Source organism: methanotrophic endosymbiont of Bathymodiolus puteoserpentis (Logatchev) (assembly GCF_900128525.1).
Lineage (GTDB): Bacteria > Pseudomonadota > Gammaproteobacteria > Methylococcales > Methylomonadaceae > Methyloprofundus.
Window position 1 is genome coordinate 30,108 of the sequence record NZ_FQTQ01000189.1, and the last position, 18,020, is coordinate 48,127.

Annotated in this window: 13 protein-coding genes and 1 pseudogene; 7 read left to right on the forward strand and 7 right to left on the reverse strand. The window is 41.5% G+C overall.

Annotated features, from left to right (window positions below; genetic code table 11):
• Positions 1 to 236: 236 nt before the first annotated feature.
• From BQ7314_RS13750 to BQ7314_RS13765, 4 genes are all read right to left on the reverse strand, one after another.
• Positions 237 to 5,252, reverse strand: coding sequence for a 2-oxoacid:acceptor oxidoreductase family protein (locus BQ7314_RS13750; protein ID WP_245395005.1), 5,016 nt, complete (start codon positions 5,250 to 5,252; stop codon positions 237 to 239).
• Between the two features lie 173 nt (positions 5,253 to 5,425).
• Positions 5,426 to 6,310, reverse strand: a complete 885-nt coding sequence (locus BQ7314_RS13755; RefSeq protein WP_174484263.1) for an RnfABCDGE type electron transport complex subunit B — start codon at positions 6,308 to 6,310, stop codon at positions 5,426 to 5,428.
• A gap of 246 nt (positions 6,311 to 6,556) precedes the next feature.
• On the reverse strand, positions 6,557 to 7,270 hold the full coding sequence (locus BQ7314_RS13760; protein ID WP_174484264.1) for a superoxide dismutase: 714 nt from the start codon (positions 7,268 to 7,270) through the stop codon (positions 6,557 to 6,559).
• A gap of 145 nt (positions 7,271 to 7,415) precedes the next feature.
• A complete protein-coding gene (locus BQ7314_RS13765; RefSeq protein ID WP_174484265.1) occupies positions 7,416 to 7,739 on the reverse strand; it encodes a hypothetical protein in 324 nt (107 codons plus the stop codon).
• 107 nt (positions 7,740 to 7,846) lie between these two features.
• Between BQ7314_RS13765 and BQ7314_RS13770 the strand changes: the two genes are divergently transcribed.
• Positions 7,847 to 9,025, forward strand: coding sequence for an ISAzo13 family transposase (locus BQ7314_RS13770; protein ID WP_174484266.1), 1,179 nt, complete (start codon positions 7,847 to 7,849; stop codon positions 9,023 to 9,025).
• A 10-nt stretch (positions 9,026 to 9,035) separates the two neighbouring features.
• Here the strand turns inward: BQ7314_RS13770 and BQ7314_RS13775 are convergent, their stop codons facing one another.
• Positions 9,036 to 9,620, reverse strand: a complete 585-nt coding sequence (locus BQ7314_RS13775; protein WP_245395006.1) for an ISAzo13-like element transposase-related protein — start codon at positions 9,618 to 9,620, stop codon at positions 9,036 to 9,038.
• A gap of 142 nt (positions 9,621 to 9,762) precedes the next feature.
• Between BQ7314_RS13775 and BQ7314_RS13780 the strand changes: the two are divergent.
• A pseudogene (locus BQ7314_RS13780) lies at positions 9,763 to 10,158 on the forward strand (IS6 family transposase); the annotation flags it as partial.
• 33 nt (positions 10,159 to 10,191) lie between these two features.
• On the opposite strand, the gene BQ7314_RS13785 reads toward BQ7314_RS13780, so the two are convergent.
• Together BQ7314_RS13785 and BQ7314_RS13790 are read right to left on the reverse strand one after the other, a co-directional pair.
• A complete protein-coding gene (locus BQ7314_RS13785; protein WP_174484267.1) occupies positions 10,192 to 10,383 on the reverse strand; it encodes a hypothetical protein in 192 nt (63 codons plus the stop codon).
• Positions 10,384 to 10,387: 4 nt separating this feature from the next.
• Positions 10,388 to 11,953: an FG-GAP repeat protein gene (locus tag BQ7314_RS13790; protein WP_174484268.1), complete on the reverse strand. Its 1,566-nt coding sequence runs from the start codon at positions 11,951 to 11,953 to the stop codon at positions 10,388 to 10,390.
• Between the two features lie 300 nt (positions 11,954 to 12,253).
• Here BQ7314_RS13790 and BQ7314_RS13795 point away from each other — a divergent pair, with 300 nt between their 5' ends.
• From BQ7314_RS13795 to BQ7314_RS13815, 5 genes are all read left to right on the forward strand, one after another.
• Positions 12,254 to 12,481: an OadG family protein gene (locus tag BQ7314_RS13795; protein WP_174484269.1), complete on the forward strand. Its 228-nt coding sequence runs from the start codon at positions 12,254 to 12,256 to the stop codon at positions 12,479 to 12,481.
• Between the two features lie 85 nt (positions 12,482 to 12,566).
• Entirely contained in the window at positions 12,567 to 14,336 is a 1,770-nt protein-coding gene (gene oadA, locus BQ7314_RS13800; RefSeq protein ID WP_174484270.1) for a sodium-extruding oxaloacetate decarboxylase subunit alpha, read from the forward strand.
• Positions 14,337 to 14,434: 98 nt separating this feature from the next.
• Positions 14,435 to 15,562 carry a sodium ion-translocating decarboxylase subunit beta gene (locus BQ7314_RS13805; RefSeq protein WP_174484271.1) on the forward strand — a complete coding sequence of 376 codons (1,128 nt, stop codon included), beginning with the start codon at positions 14,435 to 14,437 and terminating at the stop codon, positions 15,560 to 15,562.
• A 440-nt stretch (positions 15,563 to 16,002) separates the two neighbouring features.
• Positions 16,003 to 16,347 (forward strand): hypothetical protein, encoded by a 345-nt coding sequence (locus BQ7314_RS13810; protein ID WP_174484272.1) that lies wholly within the window; start codon positions 16,003 to 16,005, stop codon positions 16,345 to 16,347.
• A 512-nt stretch (positions 16,348 to 16,859) separates the two neighbouring features.
• Entirely contained in the window at positions 16,860 to 17,993 is a 1,134-nt protein-coding gene (locus BQ7314_RS13815; protein WP_174484273.1) for a hypothetical protein, read from the forward strand.
• Positions 17,994 to 18,020 lie beyond the last annotated feature (27 nt).

Below are 18,020 nucleotides of genomic sequence, written 5' to 3' on the forward strand. Positions count from 1 at the left end.
ATAAAACAGCTTATTTTGGCTGCCACAAAAGGTTTTCTCTTCGCCTTGTGTATTTTTCATCGTGAGCTATTAGTATCTAGTTATTTAAAATATATTGTATATCAATCGATTATGAGTTATTAGTCCTTAATTTAATAGCATTGAAGTAAACACTTATTTAGCTTGAGGTTTTCTTGCTTTGTGGAAATGAATCAAGCCCCGAGATCCGTATTCGTGACTTGATTCATTCGCTGTTTTTACTGAAACTTTTCTGCCCGTTTAATTAATTTATCTAGATTTTTTTCATTTGGATTCCATGGTGTGCCGGGGTGAATAATCACCGCAGTACATTTTTCCGCTGCTTTGACAATATCTTCAAAGGTTCCAGCTGTTGGGTCGATGACGATGGCTTTTTTATCTTCGTTGTATTTGAAAATTTTCGGATTAATATCCACGCATTCATCGCAAGTCGTACAATCTGGTGTTTCTATCCAAACCGGTTCATGGCCACCCGCTGCTGGTGCCGCAGGGCTTTCCGCTTGTGGTGTCGCAGCGCCGCCGCTACTCTCTGCTTTAGCAGGGCTTGTTGGCGTTGGTGCAGCCACTTGCGGGGCATTGGCTGCTGGTGCAGCGGCTAATGCTGATGCTAAGGCACTTACATCACCTCCATCTCCACCTGCTATTGACATCAAATTAGACGCAATGCTAGCTGCCATTTCTGCTTTAGCTTGTGCGGCAATCGCGTCGGTATCAATGATCTCTTTATCCTCTCCTGCTAAGCCTTTGAGTGTACGCCAGAAGTTGCGCCGCTCAATAGTGGCATGAACAATTTCTGGATCAATACCAACCCGTACTAAAGTATTAGAATCAGGGTGTACCGCATAGACATAGGGGGTATGGTCTGCCATATCATCATGTGATAAATCAATAAATTCATGTAGCGGTACCATATCGTCGTGCCATTGTGAGGGCGCGATAAATTTAAAGTGCTTTTGGAATCGGCCTTCGGTCATTGCCCAGTCAGCAAAGGTTAATGGTACGGTCATGGTATCTTCTATGCCGTATTCATCAACAAATTGTAATTCATAGCTAGTCCAGTCTTTATCTAAGTCTGGGTTACCTTTTAAGGACATGCTTTTTTCCCAGGTATCATCTTCGCGTGGGTCATAAGTCATGAGAGGGTAGGCGCGTGCCTCAACCGCTAATTTGCTTTGCATATCGGCGGCATCATCGGCTACGCCATGTTCTGGCTGACAGACGGCATAAATATTAAAGATAGCTGGGCCGCGATAATTAAGTCCATCAATATAGCCTTCAATTAAATGGTTGGGGTGGGCGATTGAGCTTTGTAATGTGTACGTGGTTCTGTGCGCCATAGAAATTAAACTCATTTCTTTGCGTCGCTCTGTTTTTCCTTTCCATTCAGTACCATACGGCGCCATATCAGAGACTTGCCCTGTAAATCCTGAGGTACAGGCTTGACCGCCGGTATTAGAATAAACCTGAGTATCCAAGATCAAGATTTTCAGTGGCATACCGGACATAATGCTACGCGATAGGTTTTGAAAACCAATATCATACATTGCACCATCGCCGCCCACAGTCACAACAGGTGGGCACATTAAATATTCTTCTTCGCTGAATTGATGCCAGTCGAAGTATTTGAAAAAATGATCTGACTCGTCTTTGTCGTATTTGCCCGCAATTTCTAATTCCGCCATACGAATTGCTTTAAATCCTTCTGCCATTTTGATCATATGTCCTTCAAATACCCCCATGGCTAAAGAAGGTGCATCTTGGAAAAGATTATTTGCCCAAGGGAATGGGTAAGGGTTAAATGGGAAAGTGGATCCCCAAACTGAAGAGCAGCCAGTGCTATTGGTGATGCCCATTTCGACACGGCCATTGCCTGTGACACCTTGGGTGTATTGCCATTTTAAGTGTTTTAATTTGGCGACAATTTGTGATGCCCATTTGAGCCATTTGGCATCAATCGGGTCGCTGGCTTTACCTGCGCTTAAAGACCTACTTAAATTAGTTAAGGTTAAATCGACATTTTTATTGGCATCAATTGCAGCTTCAACGGCTTCAATATCGCTAATATCCAATTTTTCAGATAATTTCAGGCGGATATGTTTTTCCATGCCGGTGATTAACTGTTCGATTTTTGCCACTTGTTTTTTTGCGCGTGGTTGCATTAAGGCAGTGACCGTGCCAGTAAATAAATGCACAATGGTTTTTTCGCCGCAGCCTAAGCAGGCGCCATCGCCACAGTTCATAGATGAATAAGTGCGTTTATCTAACATCATGGTTGTTAATGCACCGATTTTTTCGTCTAAATCATCAATACGTTTGTACTTAGGATTTGAGGTCGGTAAATCGTTCCAGTATTCCCAATCATTACGCAAAGTTTGGATGCTTTCGGGGGTTTGCGGAGTGGGAGCTAGTGCTTCATCAGGGCATACTTGGACACATTCCATGCAGCCTTTACAAGTCATTGGGTTGATAGTGATCGAGAATAAACCGCCATTGTTTGGTGTGCATTTATTGATCGCATCGTGATACGGCTTGGTAATGGCGAATTTAAAATCGCCCATGGCTTCTTTAAACCAATCAAATTCTTGCCTTACTTCAGCTTGTTCAGGCTCGGGGTATTCTTTAATGGTTTCGCCGATGGATTTATTGAAAATCGGATCTAAAACTGTACCTTCAGATTTATTGGCTGTTAATGCGTGATATTTTTTTTCTACAGTACGAATGGCTCGGCGCAAGTGTTTTACAGTTTTGCCGGTTTTTTCGATGCGCTTGATATTGGTTTCAAATACTTCGTTAACGCTGTTAATTAAGCCAGGAATCGCGCTATCAGGACAAACGGTATAACAATCACCACAGGCGGTACAATTTTCAGGTATCCATACAGGGTGTTCAACACGAATTTGGGTCATATCGCGATAAATACCACTGGCAGCGGGAATAATACTGAGCGCCATAAACGGGTCCGCTAAATTATCATTAGCGCGACCATTAATATAGTTGGTGCCTGTTTGCTCAAAAAAGCGATGAATGTCTGAGGTTGGATCATCATTGGCTGGTTTTTGTAACAGCATTAGCGGCGCCGTTTTTTCTATTTTAACTGCCGATGGTGCTACATCACCAACCGTCATTGCTGCAACATCTAAGTGTTTGGTTTCAGTAAATCCACGCTGAACTGTACGAAAGTTATCAGCAACGACTTTATCACCTTTTTTGCCAAACTTCGTTTTAATGGTTTCATGAATAGCATTTAAAATATCATCTTTACTTTTGCCCGCATTTTTGGCGATTGGCGAGGACTCAAAGAATGCGCCTTGGAAAGCAATACCTTGCATACGAAATTGTAAATCAGGGTGGTTTGTTTCTTCGCGTGCAATTTTAAAACCATCTAAGTAAGCCACTTTGATATTTTTATCAACAAGATACTGTTGTGAAGCTTTTGGAAAAGTACGCCATACTTCTTCAGGTGTATCCAGGCTGCTTTGGATAATAAACACACCATTTTTATTGAGACCTGCTAGAGGGTTAGAGTGCGTAAAAACATTGGGATCAGGTGAGATAACGACATCGACGTGTGTATATTCACAGGCAATACGAATGGGTTCAGGTGCGGCTGATAAGAAGTAGGTTGTTGGCTGACCTTTTTTTTCAGAACCGTATTTAGGGTTGGCTTTGATATGGTAATCAAGCAAATCAAATAAGGTCATGGCGAGATTTTTACCCATGGTCACTGCGCCCCAGCCACCGACAGAGTGCATGCGCACAGTTAATGCATCTTTAGGCATTAAATTGGGATTTTCTGAGCCTTTTAAGGCTAAATCACGAATAGCGGGGTAAGCATCAATAACAGATTGTTGTTGTAACTCTTGTTTGGGGGAAAATGCTTGGGCGCGGACAAACTCTATACCAAGATAAAAGAATTTTTTGTGCTTGCCTTCCGGTAGCATATTTTCCACGACGGCGATAATGCCTTCGGGTTGTAAGTCGCGGCTACCTAGACCAAAACAAGCGGAATAGAGCGGCGAAGTATCGGTAACTTTATTGTAAGACGCATATTGAGGAAAAGGCGTCGCTTTAGAGTGGCCGTTTTCAAAGCCTTTGACCATGGCGTTGCGAATTTCAGACATTAACGGTAAATCTTCGGATAATGGCTGGTCGGTGCGTTCCATGACCGTAATACCTTTACGTCCTTTGGCAACAGCAGAAATTAAATCGCCAGGGAAAGGGCGGAATTGAGTCATATTGACCACGCCGACTTTAATATTACGTGTTTTGCGTAAATAATCGGCAGTTGCTTCGGCAGTATGGATCACGCTGCCTTGGGCAATAATTAAATAATCTGCATCGGCACAGCGATATTGACCAATACGATGATAGCGACGGCCAGTGAGCTCATACCATTCATCCATACAGTCGTCAGTGAATTTTTCGATATGATCGAAAAAGTAGGGACGCTGACCTGCTACTGATTGCATATAAGCATCTTGGTTTTGCACTACGCCGGACATAATGGGGCGGTCAACATCCCATACTGCGGGTATACGGCGGCGTGAATCGCCATATAAAATACGTTGTGCTGGTGTAGGACAGTTAATAATATCCTCAGGCAGACCTAAAAATTCTTCAATTAACTCGCGCTCAGGTAGTTGTAAATCTTCGATTAAATGTGAGGTTAAAAAGCCATCTTGAGCAACGGCTGCAGGGTTTAGGCTTAATTCAGCCACTTTACGAGCAATGATATTTAAGTCAGCTGCTTCTTGGTTATCTTTAGCAAATACTTGAATAAATCCCGTGTCATCCATACAGTGATAGTCGTCATGACCGCAATGTACGTTTAGCGTAGCTTTAGTCAGTGCGCGGCAAGCAATATTTAATACATAGGGCAGGCGTTTTCCAACCGCAGCATATAAAGACTCATGCATATAGGCGATGCCTTGCGATGAGCTAAAATTAGTGGCGCGCAGACCTGTCATTGATAAGCCAGCCGTCATAGCTGCTGCGGCATGTTCGCCTTCGGGTTCAATAAAAATAAGAGGCCGTTCAGAGATATTGATATGACCTTTGCTTTTTTCTTCTGCCCATAACTCTCCCATTTCCGTCGCGGGGGTAATGGGAAAAGCACCTGCTGCATCACTGGACTCTCGTTCACACATAATTACAGCAGCATTGCCATCCATTGCCATACGTAGGCCGGGGTACTTAAATTGTTTGTCTTGTTTTTTCTTGCCAAAAATAGCCATGCGACTTCCTTCTTAGATGGTTTGTTTTGTTATGCTATATAAATAGAATACTTTTTTTGGTAACTTCTTATTATCCACAGGTACTTGAGATAGTAAGGGTGTGCTTCTATCGTTAGCGTACCCGACCCTACACACTATGTGTACCCGTTAAAAAATGAGAATTTACGTTTATTTTACCCTAAAGGTAAAGCATCAGTTCGATGCGGTTTTGCACCTTCTTTGCCTTTGCTGGCATGAGTAGAACCTAGCTTACTATCCAACCAGACAATGGCGCCGGTTGGACAGCGCTCTATAGGTGTGCGGTCAACTTCAAAATCCTGATATTTTTCATAATCAATAACCGCTAAATTGTTTTTAATTTCTATTAAGCCTTTAGGTGCATCAACGACGCATTTTTCGCATGCGGTACAAGCAACTTCACATTCTTGTTGAGCTGTGTCGCCTTCATCTAAACTTTTGCAAGCAACGTATAACTTTTGGCTGACTGGCATGAGTGAAAATAAGTCTTTAGGGCAGACGACGACGCAATCATTACACGCCGTGCACTTATCTTCAATAACAATAGGTAGCCCATGTTCATCCATATAAATGGCATCAAAATCACAGACATCAGCACAATCTCCTAAGCCTAAACAGCCCCAACTGCAACCTTTGCCTCCGCCAGAGACGACCGATGCTGCTTGACAAGATTTTAAGCCTTCATATTTTGCTCGTGTATAAGCAACATGCGTACCACCTGCACAAGCTAAACGGGCGACGACTTTTTCATGATCGTCCATGCCTATCCCTAAGTAAGCTGCAATTTCTGCATTACCTTCGGGTGAGTTTACAGTACATGCCGATGGGTTTTTTGTGCCCTCTACCACTGCTTCAGCAAAGGGGCGGCAGCCAGGCGTCCCGCAAGCACCGCATTGCGCTTGAGGTAGCATCTCGTCTACTTCTGCTATACGCGGATCTTCATAGACAAACAATTTTTTGTTGGCAAAGGCTAATATGATGGCTAGGACCGTTCCTAGTGCAATCATAAATAAAGCGGCGGAGACTATAGTCGATAACATAGTTAAAACTTTATATAGGGTAATTCAATAGAAATATGACGATCTATTATGGGCAAAGAGCTTATCTTTAACGTTCATTTTAACACGAGACATCTTGAAAACAGTAAAGCAGAATGTTTTGTCTTTAAATGGGCTTATATTTTTTACCATTTTAAGGTGGGGCATAATGACTGGGGTAAGCTATTTACGCAGCAGTGATAGCTAAAGCGATTACACTCCTACAAGAGGTGGTGCAACTGTTGTCTGTTAGCCAGTAGTTTTAAATCGGCGGTTAATTATTTCCCAGTCAATATGATGCATATATTTTTCAATATATTGAGTTTTATTATTTTTATAATCGGTGTAATAAGCATGTTCGTAAACATCAATGATGATTAAGGGGCTTGCCATCCAGAGTATACCAGTTGCATGTTTATCACTGGGTATATTGAATAGTTTTCCATTAAGTTGATGATAGGCAAGTGTTGCCCATCCAGAGGATGATTTGGCACAGGCTTGAAAGTCAGCCATCCATTTATCCATAGAGCCAAATCTTTTTTTAATAGCTGCGGTGATTTCAGCTGTTGGGCTATGGGGTGTTGTCGTCATACCATCAAAATAAAGTTCGTGTAATAACACACTATCTGCTTTATTGACTCTAGCACGCTGTAGTGCGCCATAAGCATCAGCGTTAAGTGAGGTTCCGTCGTGAATACTTGATTGTAAGGTTGCCTCAGCGGCAAGGTAGCCGCGTAAAGCACCGCCATAGTGCGCGTCATGATGTGGGGTAAGTTGCTCTGCACTTAGAAATCCAGGGATGGATTTATAAGGCAGCGGCTTGCTTAATCCCGTCAGTAAACCGCCATTATAAAGTAGGTTTTCTTGTTTTGTTTTTGCGCTTGCTATATGCGGTAGCAACAGTGCTCCAGCACTTGCGCTAAGTGAGGCTGATAATAATTTGCGTCGAGTTATGTTAGTCAAAATAGGGTTTCCTATCAATTTTAGAGTGGTAACATTATGGCTATCGTTTAAGCTGGCACTCATTTTGGGGGGGCTTATGATGCGACAGGATACGGAATACGTATCCTGTAGTGGTATTCAGCCTTAACTATATAGTTTGAGTTATTTAGTCAATCCAGGGGCGAGTCTGTTTAATCGCTAATTTTCCACGGCTACCATCTGTTGTTTCTGTGATTTTAAATTCAACATCCATAGCAAAATTATCGTCTCCTTGATATAAGTTTTTGAAGTGACTGTGAATAATCAATAGAATATCACGTAACTGATCAACTTCGCCTTGTAGTAAGACATTTTCCGTCTCGACAGGAGCGCCATAAACGTACTGCACATTAGAGTGTCTTATATATTGAGTCTCCCAAGAAAAACCTCTGATTGAAGCAGGTAAATGAGTCATAATAAATTCATCGGGTATGGGGTTAGGAATGAGCACAAATTAATTTAGGCAAGTTCAATTTAAGAATTATAATGATGCAACTCATAAACTTTATTTAAAATCGACCCAAGATAAAACCTTACTCAAAAGAAATTGAAGCGCAGATGCGAGAATTGTATAGCCGTCTGCCAGAGAAAAGTAGACGCTTATATGCAGGTGTCGAAGCCTTAAAACTTCTCTATGGAGGCATCAGCTATATCGCCGAACTTTTTGGCTGTTCGCGAGATACCATATCGTTGGGGATTAAAGAACTAGCCGAAGCAGAAACTTTGCCCAAAAACCGCAACAGGAAAGCAGGTGGAGGCCGGAAGCTTGCGCTTGAAAAGGAACCTGATCTTAATGATGTTTTTCTGGCTTTAATAAAAGAGCATACGGCAGGTGACCCGATGGATGAAACGAAAAAATGGACTAATTTGACCTGTGCCAAAATTGGCTCTTTACTGGCTGAAGAGGGTTTTAAAGTCAGTCGTAATATCGTCAGAAAACTATTAAAAAAGAATGACTATGTGAAGCGTAAGGCCTTGAAGAATAAGGCGGCTGGCGGGCATGTAAATCGTAATGCACAATTTGAGAATATTGCTGAATTACGAACTTTATATACTTCTGCGGGTAATCCTGTCATCAGCGTGGACACCAAGAAAAAGGAGCTGATAGGTAATCTGTTTCGCGAAGGTAGGGTCTATACTACTGAAACAGTTGAAGTTTATGATCATGATTTTCCGTCATTAGCTGAGGGGGTTGCCGTGCCTCATACACTTTATGATATTGAGCGAAATGAAGCCTATGTCAATATTGGAACGAGTCGTGACACCAGTGAGTTTTCCTGTGATTCGATTTGTCACTGGTGGCGCACGTACGGCATTACCTACTACCCTCTAGCATCATCCATTTTATTGCTAATGGATGGTGGCGGTAGTAACTCTTCGAGGCACTATATTTTCAAACAAGATTTACAGGCTTTGGCGGATGAAATAGGCATTAAAATACGGATAGCACATTATCCGCCGTATACGTCTAAATGGAATCCCATTGAGCATCGGGTATTTCCTCATATTACACGCGAGTTATCCGGTATGATTTTAATCAGCCATCTATTTATGAAAGAGCTAATAGAAAAGACAACGACAAAAGCAGGATTAAAAGTCTTTGCCTGTATTTTTAACAAAGTTTATAAAACGGGCAGAAAAGTTGCAGAGGGTTTTAAAGAGTCAATGCGAATTGTATTTGATGAGCACCTGAGGCAATGGAATTATACTGCCATTCCTGACGCAACAACTTTATAAGTTGCCTAAGTTATTTCATGCACATTCCTTCGCGAAACAGATTACCTATCAGCTCCTTTTTCTTGGTGTCCACGCTGATGACAGGATTACCCGCAGAAGTATATAAAGTTCGTAATTCAGCAATATTCTCAAATTGTGCATTACGATTTACATGCCCGCCAGCCGCCTTATTCTTCAAGGCCTTACGCTTCACATAGTCATTCTTTTTTAATAGTTTTCTGACGATATTACGACTGACTTTAAAACCCTCTTCAGCCAGTAAAGAGCCAATTTTGGCACAGGTCAAATTAGTCCATTTTTTCGTTTCATCCATCGGGTCACCTGCCGTATGCTCTTTTATTAAAGCCAGAAAAACATCATTAAGATCAGGTTCCTTTTCAAGCGCAAGCTTCCGGCCTCCACCTGCTTTCCTGTTGCGGTTTTTGGGCAAAGTTTCTGCTTCGGCTAGTTCTTTAATCCCCAACGATATGGTATCTCGCGAACAGCCAAAAAGTTCGGCGATATAGCTGATGCCTCCATAGAGAAGTTTTAAGGCTTCGACACCTGCATATAAGCGTCTACTTTTCTCTGGCAGACGGCTATACAATTCTCGCATCTGCGCTTCAATTTCTTTTGAGTAAGGTTTTATCTTGGGTCGATTTTAAATAAAGTTTATGAGTTGCATCATTATAATTCTTAAATTGAACTTGCCTAAATTAATTTGTGCTCATTCCTTACTACCGCCACCATCCATTAGNGGTGATACGCTTGATTTCATGCTGTCTGAGCGCCGTGATGAAGACGCTGCAACTGCCTTTTTCAAGCAAGCAATTAACAATAATGGCTTTCCTGATAAGGTCGTTATGGATAAAAGTGGCGCAAACTATGCAGGCTTAGCTAATATTAATCTCTTATTAATTCTGGCTGGGTTTGCCACTCTGATCGACATATGCCAAGTTAAATATTTGAATAATATTATCGAACAGGACCATCGATTTATCAAAAAAATAACTAAACCAATGATGGGATTTAAAGCGTTTCACTCCGCTCAAGCAACCATTGCAGGAATTGAAACAGCACATATGATTCGAAAGGGACAGTTGTCCGAGGAAAATATGCCTGCTTACAAGCAATTTATGGCTTTAGCAGGATAGTTATGCCTGAAGACAAGGCGCTCTTCGCTTTCACTAGTTCTTGCGACAGAACCCTTCTTGATTATTGTCGCTTATCACTTCTTGTATTTCTAATATATTAGATTGACTATTATAAATAGTGCTACTCGGAAAGCAGGCAGGCATAAGCGCTGGTTCGGCAGCAAAAAGCTGCCAAGGGCCTAGTAATAGTAATGAAAATATGCGTACGGAAGCGTGAGTGTTCATAGTTTTAAGGGGTACTGGGTTGAAATGAAGTTATTTTGAATTGCAGTGATGGACTATTTGTATCGCGTTGTAAGGTGACACTCGCCTTAGTACGAGTTCCATCCTGATCTTGAATAATAAGGGAAGGAATGACTAAGGTGCCTGTTTCTATGGAGTAACTGACTGGACTAGCACTTATATTGGTACGTAGCTGGCTGGCAGTGAGTGATAGGCTAAGCCTATCAATGTTTAGAGCTAAAGTTGCGCTAAAGACACCGATACCCGGCACATTCAGTGCATTTAATTGCAAAATATTAGTTTCTTGGTAAAAGATAGCGGGAATATTTTGCTCCGGTGCTTTGTTTTGCAGAACATAGGTTCCTTTTTTCGAGCTAATAAGCATATGAGCAGTGCCGAGTGCGACACTTGTACCAAATTGGTCGTGAGCGACTAAGCCGGCAATTGTTGGGTGCGTGATCAGTGGCCATGCGCCATTATTATCTTGGGTAAATAAATAGGCCTGGCCACTATTGAATCCATTGACGTGCGTCTTGGGGGCGCCGACCAAAATATGACCATCGAGTATAGAGAGACTGGTGCCAAAAGATGCACCAATATTGGGGGTATCAGCCGTAAGTACTGTATTTTCATGCCAAGCGCCATTGGTTTTTTTATAAATGTAAACTTCTCCAGCGCGTAAGTCATCAAAGACATCTTTTTGGTTAACTTCTGCAATAATATAATTGCCTTCAATGGCTATTTGTTCGCCTAAATGATCACCCGTTTCACGATTTTTGGAACCTAAGCGGGAGCTCTGAACCCAAGCGTTTGATATGTTTTCATAGACATAAATAGCGCCACTCTCAATGCCGGGGTCAAAAGTATCACCTTTACTAATAGCAAAACGGGCATCGCGCTGAGGTAATGATTTTATTTTTGCACTGACGAGTGCTGTGTTGTCGGCATTAGTGTAGGGGGCGCCGATAATTAAAGTTTGTTGATCTTGAGCAATAGAGGCACCGAAGCCCATAGCGAGTGAGTCTGTAGGAGAAATATCCGTATTAAATAACCATTGGCTGGATGCTGTGTCGTAAGTAAAAATATAAACTTTGCCTTGACTATGCTGGGGAGCACCGACATAAAGAGTCTGGTTAATTAAGTAAATACTATGGCCAAAATGATCGTTAGCTTGTGCGTCGGGAGCTGTTAATTTAGTGACTAGCCGCCAGTCATTAAGAGCAGTAGTGTCATCCTGTTGAAAAATATAGACGGCACCGCTATCTTTGCCTTTTTCATCATCTCGGTCGGCGCTAATGACTAATAAATCGTTTGATAAGGCTAGGTGTCGTGCAAAATTATCTACACTACTTTGGCTGCTAATTTCATTTATTAAGCTCCAGTTGTTGTCGGATGAGTAAAGGTAAACCGAGCCAGAGGAATTGGAGCTATTTTCGCTTGCTGATACTGCAGCTATTGAATCTGATAGCGCAAGGGCGGATCCTAATTGCTTGTTATTTAATGTTGTAGGTGAGTCGAGTTGAAATGCTTGCAGATTATTAAATTGTAGCGTAATGGCGGATGCCTCAGTCATGATAAGCAACTGGACTAATGCAAGGTAAAGAAAACGGCAGATAGGCATAAGTAAATATTAAATGTTAAATGATCGAAGTTTAGTCGTTTGTTACTTTGGTTTTTGCTTAAATAATATGTGAATGAAAATAGTTCATGTGAACTATTAATAAATATAAGCATTAAGTGTGCCATTAATGGTATTTTTGTGGAGGAGTATTTTTGTTGCTTGGTAATATACAGGCATGACATAAGCAAAATTTGTTTATTAACTGAATTTTAGCGATAATGCAGGCAGTTAAATAAACAATGGTTTACAAATATGAATGAAACAATGACGCAAGGGGTCGAGCTTATGTTTACCGGCATGGGTATCGTTTTTCTCTTTTTAGTTATGTTAATTGGTGCTGTAAAGTTAATGGCTAGTTGTGTTACTCGCTTTTTTCCAGAAGAAGTGCAGCCAGCGCAAGTCGCGCCTCGAGCAGCCTCTCAAAGCACGGCTGTGACTGCTGCCATCACTGCGGCTGTTCATCAACACAGAGCAAAATAAGTAGTATTGCTTTTCTTGATATGGCGCTTTAACCAGTAAGGTAAGCGCACCAACAACATAAAGAAGTCATAGGAATAATAATAAAATGACCCAAACAAATAAGCCTTTAGGCATCACTGAGGTCGTCTTGAGGGACGCGCATCAGTCAATTTTAGCAACGCGCTTGCGCATCGAAGACATGTTGCCAATTTGTGAAAAATTAGATCAGATCGGTTATTGGTCTATTGAATCATGGGGTGGTGCAACCTTTGATTCGTGTATTCGTTATTTAGGAGAAGACCCCTGGGAAAGATTGCGATCATTAAAAGCGGCAATGCCTAATACACCACAGCAAATGTTATTTCGTGGACAAAATATTTTAGGTTACAGGCACTATGCTGATGATGTCGTTGATAAATTTGTTGAGCGTTGTGCGATAAATGGTATCGATGTATTCCGTATTTTTGATGCTATGAATGATATGCGTAATATCGAACATGCGGTTAAAGCTGTATTAAATACTGATGCCCATGCGCAAGGTACGATCTCTTATACTATTAGCCCTGTACACACGACGGCTAAGTGGGTAGAGCAAGGTAAAGTGATCGAAGATATGGGTGCGCACTCTATTTGCATTAAAGATATGGCGGGTCTATTAACACCTTATGATGCGTTTGAGCTCGTCTCGCAACTAAAAGCATCTGTTGATATTCCTGTGCACTTGCATTGTCATGCCACGACCGGCTTAAGTGTGGGGACTTTAATTAAAGCGATTGAGGCAGGCGTAGATAATGTCGATACCGCAATTTCATCTTTAAGTATGACTTACGGGCATAGTCCAACCGAATCAATTGTAGCAAGTATGGCAGGTCAGCCGCGTGATACAGGCTTGGATTTAGAAAAATTAGAAGAAGTTGCCGCTTATTTCCGAGAAGTACGTCTTAAGTATGCGGAACATGAAGGTAGCCTAAAAGGGGTTGATGGGCGTATTTTATTGGCTCAAGTCCCCGGTGGCATGTTAACCAATATGGAAAGTCAGCTAAAAGAGCAGGGAGCAGCCGATAAATTTGATGAGGTATTGAAAGAAATTCCTCGCGTACGTGAAGATTTAGGGTTTTTGCCATTAGTGACGCCGACTTCACAAATTGTGGGTACTCAGTCGGTATTAAATGTAATGACGGGTGAGCGCTATAAATCAATCAGCAAAGAAACAGCAGGTGTTTTAAAAGGTGAATACGGTCTTACACCCGCACCGGTTAATGCAGAGCTGCAAGCGCGTGTTTTGGAAGGTGCAGATGTCATTACTTGTCGCCCAGCTGATTTAATTGAACCAGAAATGGCTAATTTGACGGCAGAGCTTGAAGCAAAAGCTAAAGCTGAAGGGGTGACTTTAGCTGATAATATTGAGGAAGACGTGCTAATTAGTGCTCTATTTGCGCAGGTTGGCTGGAAATTTATCGCTAATCGTGGCAACCCAGATGTTTTTGAGCCCGCGCCTAACCCAGAAGCTTTTGCAGCTACAAAAGCAGCTAAGTCTGCCTCTTCGGTAGAGAGTTATACGGTCAATGTTGATGGTAAAAACTTTAATGTTGCCGTAGGGCCTGGTGGAGCTAATTTAGCTATTTCTGATGCTCCTCAAGTTACTAGCGATGCGGTGGCTAGTAGTGGTGCGGGTGTTGATTCGCCTTTAGCAGGGAATATTCTTAAAATTAATGTGAGCGTTGGTTCAGCAGTGGCTGAAGGCGATGTTGTGTTAATTATGGAAGCGATGAAAATGGAAACCGAAGTGCGCGCTCGAGTTGCAGGAACTGTTAGCTCAGTTAATGTGAAAGAAGGAGATGCGGTTGCGGTTGGTGATATTTTGGTTAGCTTGTAGTTTAAGTCAAATTACCTCATTAAATAAGGCTACACATTAGCGATATTAACTGATGTGTGGTTTTTGTTTGTTCAAATAATTAAAGAAAGAGACACTCTATGGAAAATCTCCTGAGTTTATGGCACAGCACTGGGCTTTATAATTTTACCTTACCTCAAGTTATTATGATGCTTGTCGGGTTTTTATTGTTATACCTAGCGATTAAAAAAGGCTTCGAACCTTTATTGTTAGTCCCTATTGGCTTTGGTGCAGTATTAAGTAATATACCTGTCGCTGGGCTGGCGGAAGAGGGGGGACTTTTATACTATCTTTATTATGGAATTAAAACAGGAATGTTCCCGCTTTTGATTTTTATGGGAGTAGGGGCAATGACCGATTTCGGCCCCATGTTAGCGAACCCTAAAACGTTATTATTAGGTGCTGCTGCGCAGTTTGGTATATTTGCAACGCTATTAGGTGCGTTGGCGCTTAATATGATTCCAGGCTTGGAATACTCTCTCTCCGATGCTGCGGCTATTGCGATTATTGGCGGTGCGGATGGGCCAACGGCTATTTATGTGGCTTCTAAGCTGGCGCCTGATTTACTGGGTGCGATTGCAGTGGCGGCATATTCTTATATGGCTTTAGTGCCATTAATCCAGCCACCTATTATGCGAGCATTGACGACACCTGAAGAGCGTAGTATAGAAATGCAGCAACTACGTTTTGTTGGCAAAGCAGAAAAAATTATTTTTCCTTTAATGCTATTAATATTAACTGCCTTACTATTGCCTTCAGCAGCGCCACTGGTTGGTATGTTTTGTTTAGGTAACTTAATGAATGTTTGTGGCGTGGTGGAGCGTTTAAGCAAAACGTCACAAAATGAGTTGATTAATATTGTTACTATTTTCTTGGGTTTATCCGTTGGCTCCAAAATGAGTGCTGAAGCTTTTTTAAAGGCAGAAACTTTAGGTATCTTGGCTTTAGGTGCAATTGCATTCTGTATTGGTACCGCCTGTGGTGTATTAATGGCAAAACTAATGAATAAAATGAGTGATACGCCGATTAATCCATTAATTGGTGCGGCAGGTGTGTCAGCTGTACCCATGGCGGCGCGTGTTGCTAATAAGGTCGGTTTAGAGTCAAATCCGCATAATTTCTTATTAATGCATGCGATGGGACCAAATGTGGCGGGAGTTATTGGTTCCGCTGTTGCGGCGGGGGTGCTGTTAAGTCTGGTGCACTAGGTTTATAAGTTCTATTAGTTGAAGAGAAAAAGCTCCGGACAGATTACTTTGGCTGGGACTTTTTGTGTCAGAGAAACAACGATTATGTTTTATTTTATGGAGAGAGGGCTTAGGCATCAATTAAACTGTGTTATTTAATTGATGTGATGTGCTATATAGCTTGTTTCTTTAGTTTCTTGATGCAAGGGGCTACTCCTTATCTAAAAAACAAATGATTAAAAAACGTAAAGTTAAAGGCTTTGATGTGGATTAGCTAAAAAAATATGCAAACAGTATTTTTTGTGATGGCCCTCTGCTTAATCGTTTCTTGTAGCCAATGACAAAGACGTGTAGGTATCATACAGTCCTGAAGGAGTTATAGTGATGTGTTTTTAGGTTGGCATAATTAGTGCTTTATTATTTGTGTGACGAATTTGTTCCTATTATAATGAGGCTGTAGAATGAAAAAAATACTTTTACTTTGCTGTTTTTTAGCTAGTTATGCATCAAATGCGTTTGCGTGGTCTTCAGGAGGATATCCGCCCCCATATTTTAGTAGTGAGGACTGTTGGTTGGGTGGGGGGGATTATACCGCCGAAAATGGAGTTGTTGTTACATATGATGGCGCAGATACGCTGAATGTGGGTGGTAGCAATTACACAATGACTGGTATAAGTTGTTATCTTAGTGAAGGGTGGGATCTTAACGGAAATCTCACTGATGTTGATGTAATGAATTTTTCGGTGGATATTAACGGAACCATATATTTTGTGGTAATTGATTCTTTGGGTGAGTTATATTACTAGATAAAAGGTGGTATAAAAAATGAAAGGTTAAATTTAGCCTTTTAAACCTATAATTAGGTGTCGAAAAAAGCTTCAATTAGGACGTCTTAGTTGGAGCTTTTTTTTGCTTAACTGAAAATATATGACAATTCGAGAAGGGTCAAAAGAGGGTGGAATTTAATTAAACTATGTTATTTAAATCATCAATAGGTTATATGCCCTGTTTTTTGTATGGTGAGGTTACTGCTGATATTGAGAAAAAGTTTTCTTTGGCGTAGCGGAGGATGTTGAAGCCTTTAAAATGCAGTGTAATAAAGTCCTAGGCTTTGGCCTGCTCTGCATTAGCAGTTTTTAAGGTGTTATTCACTTTTGGCTACACAAGTTATATGGGGATTTTCCTTTCCTGGTCTAATTATTGCTTAGTTAAACTGTTATATGAGTGGTTTTATACTTATATAGACAAATCAATAATTATTTGGAGTGTAAATATGCAGTTTTTTAAACGTCAAGGGAGGCATAAGGGGTTCATAAATATGAGCGCTTTATTTATGCTTTTCATGTTTAGTAATAGCTATGCGGCGGTAGATCTTCTCAAACCAGGACAGACTTATCAGCTTCCCGGTACTTTGGAGAATACTTATGATAAAGCAGTAAATCATCCGCCTATTCCTTTGTTGGATGAGCAAGGTGAGAATGTTTTGCAATCAAAAAATCCTTATAGCCCGAAAAAGAGTTGTGAAGGCAGTGGTTGTCATGACTATGAAGGGATTACTCATGCTTACCATTTTGAAATGGGGCGGGATGAGGCGAGTGATACGTACGGCGCTAAGCGGGGGTTACCGCATTTAGTCTCGCCAGGTTATTATGGTGGTTATACCTGTATGGGGGGAAGTAACCCACAGGTTCTGGCTAAGAAAAATAACCCAAATCCAGAAGAGTTTGCGGATTATGGCTCGCCAGGCTGGGTCAGAACATGTATGACTTGTCATCTGGGTGGTGGCTGGGCTGAAAAAGATCGAGATGGTATTCGTTATGATCAGAAAAAAGTCGAAGATATTGCTCTGTATGATGGCGATTATTATGATCGTATGACAATGCCTAATGGCAAAAATCATGTCATGCTCTGGGATTGGAAAAAAAGTGGTGTTGGTGAAGCGGATTGTTTGTTCTGTCATATTGACTTTGCTACTGTAAAAATGCCAATCGACAGTGGTTTAGAGCAAAAAAGTTCTTTCACTGGTAGAGATATGCGTAATACTAGACGAGCATTTTCTGGTAAAGGTTTTTTCCGGCAGGCGGCTTCTGGCTTTATGGAGTATGTCGTTAATAAGGACGGCAAAAACATTATGACAGTTGAGCGTGCAATGTTGCCTAATGTCGCTAAACCAGCGGGTCACGGTACAGCCGCAGTACCTGCAGAAGGCGAATCAATGCAGATAGCTTTAGATGATAATGGTATGCCTCAATTTAACTGGCATGCGGATGCATTTGATGATGCGGGTCGAGTGACGATTCCTATGTTGCGTTTTCCAGGTAATGAAAACTGTATGGCGTGTCACGCAACCAGTAAATCTCGTCGTGGATTTTACGGTTTTGGTGACAATGCTAAGACAGAGCTTCACTACCGTACACTTTTTCCTACCTTACAGCAAAGCCTTACCCGATAAAGCGAGGCAGAACTGAGGAAGTGCTTT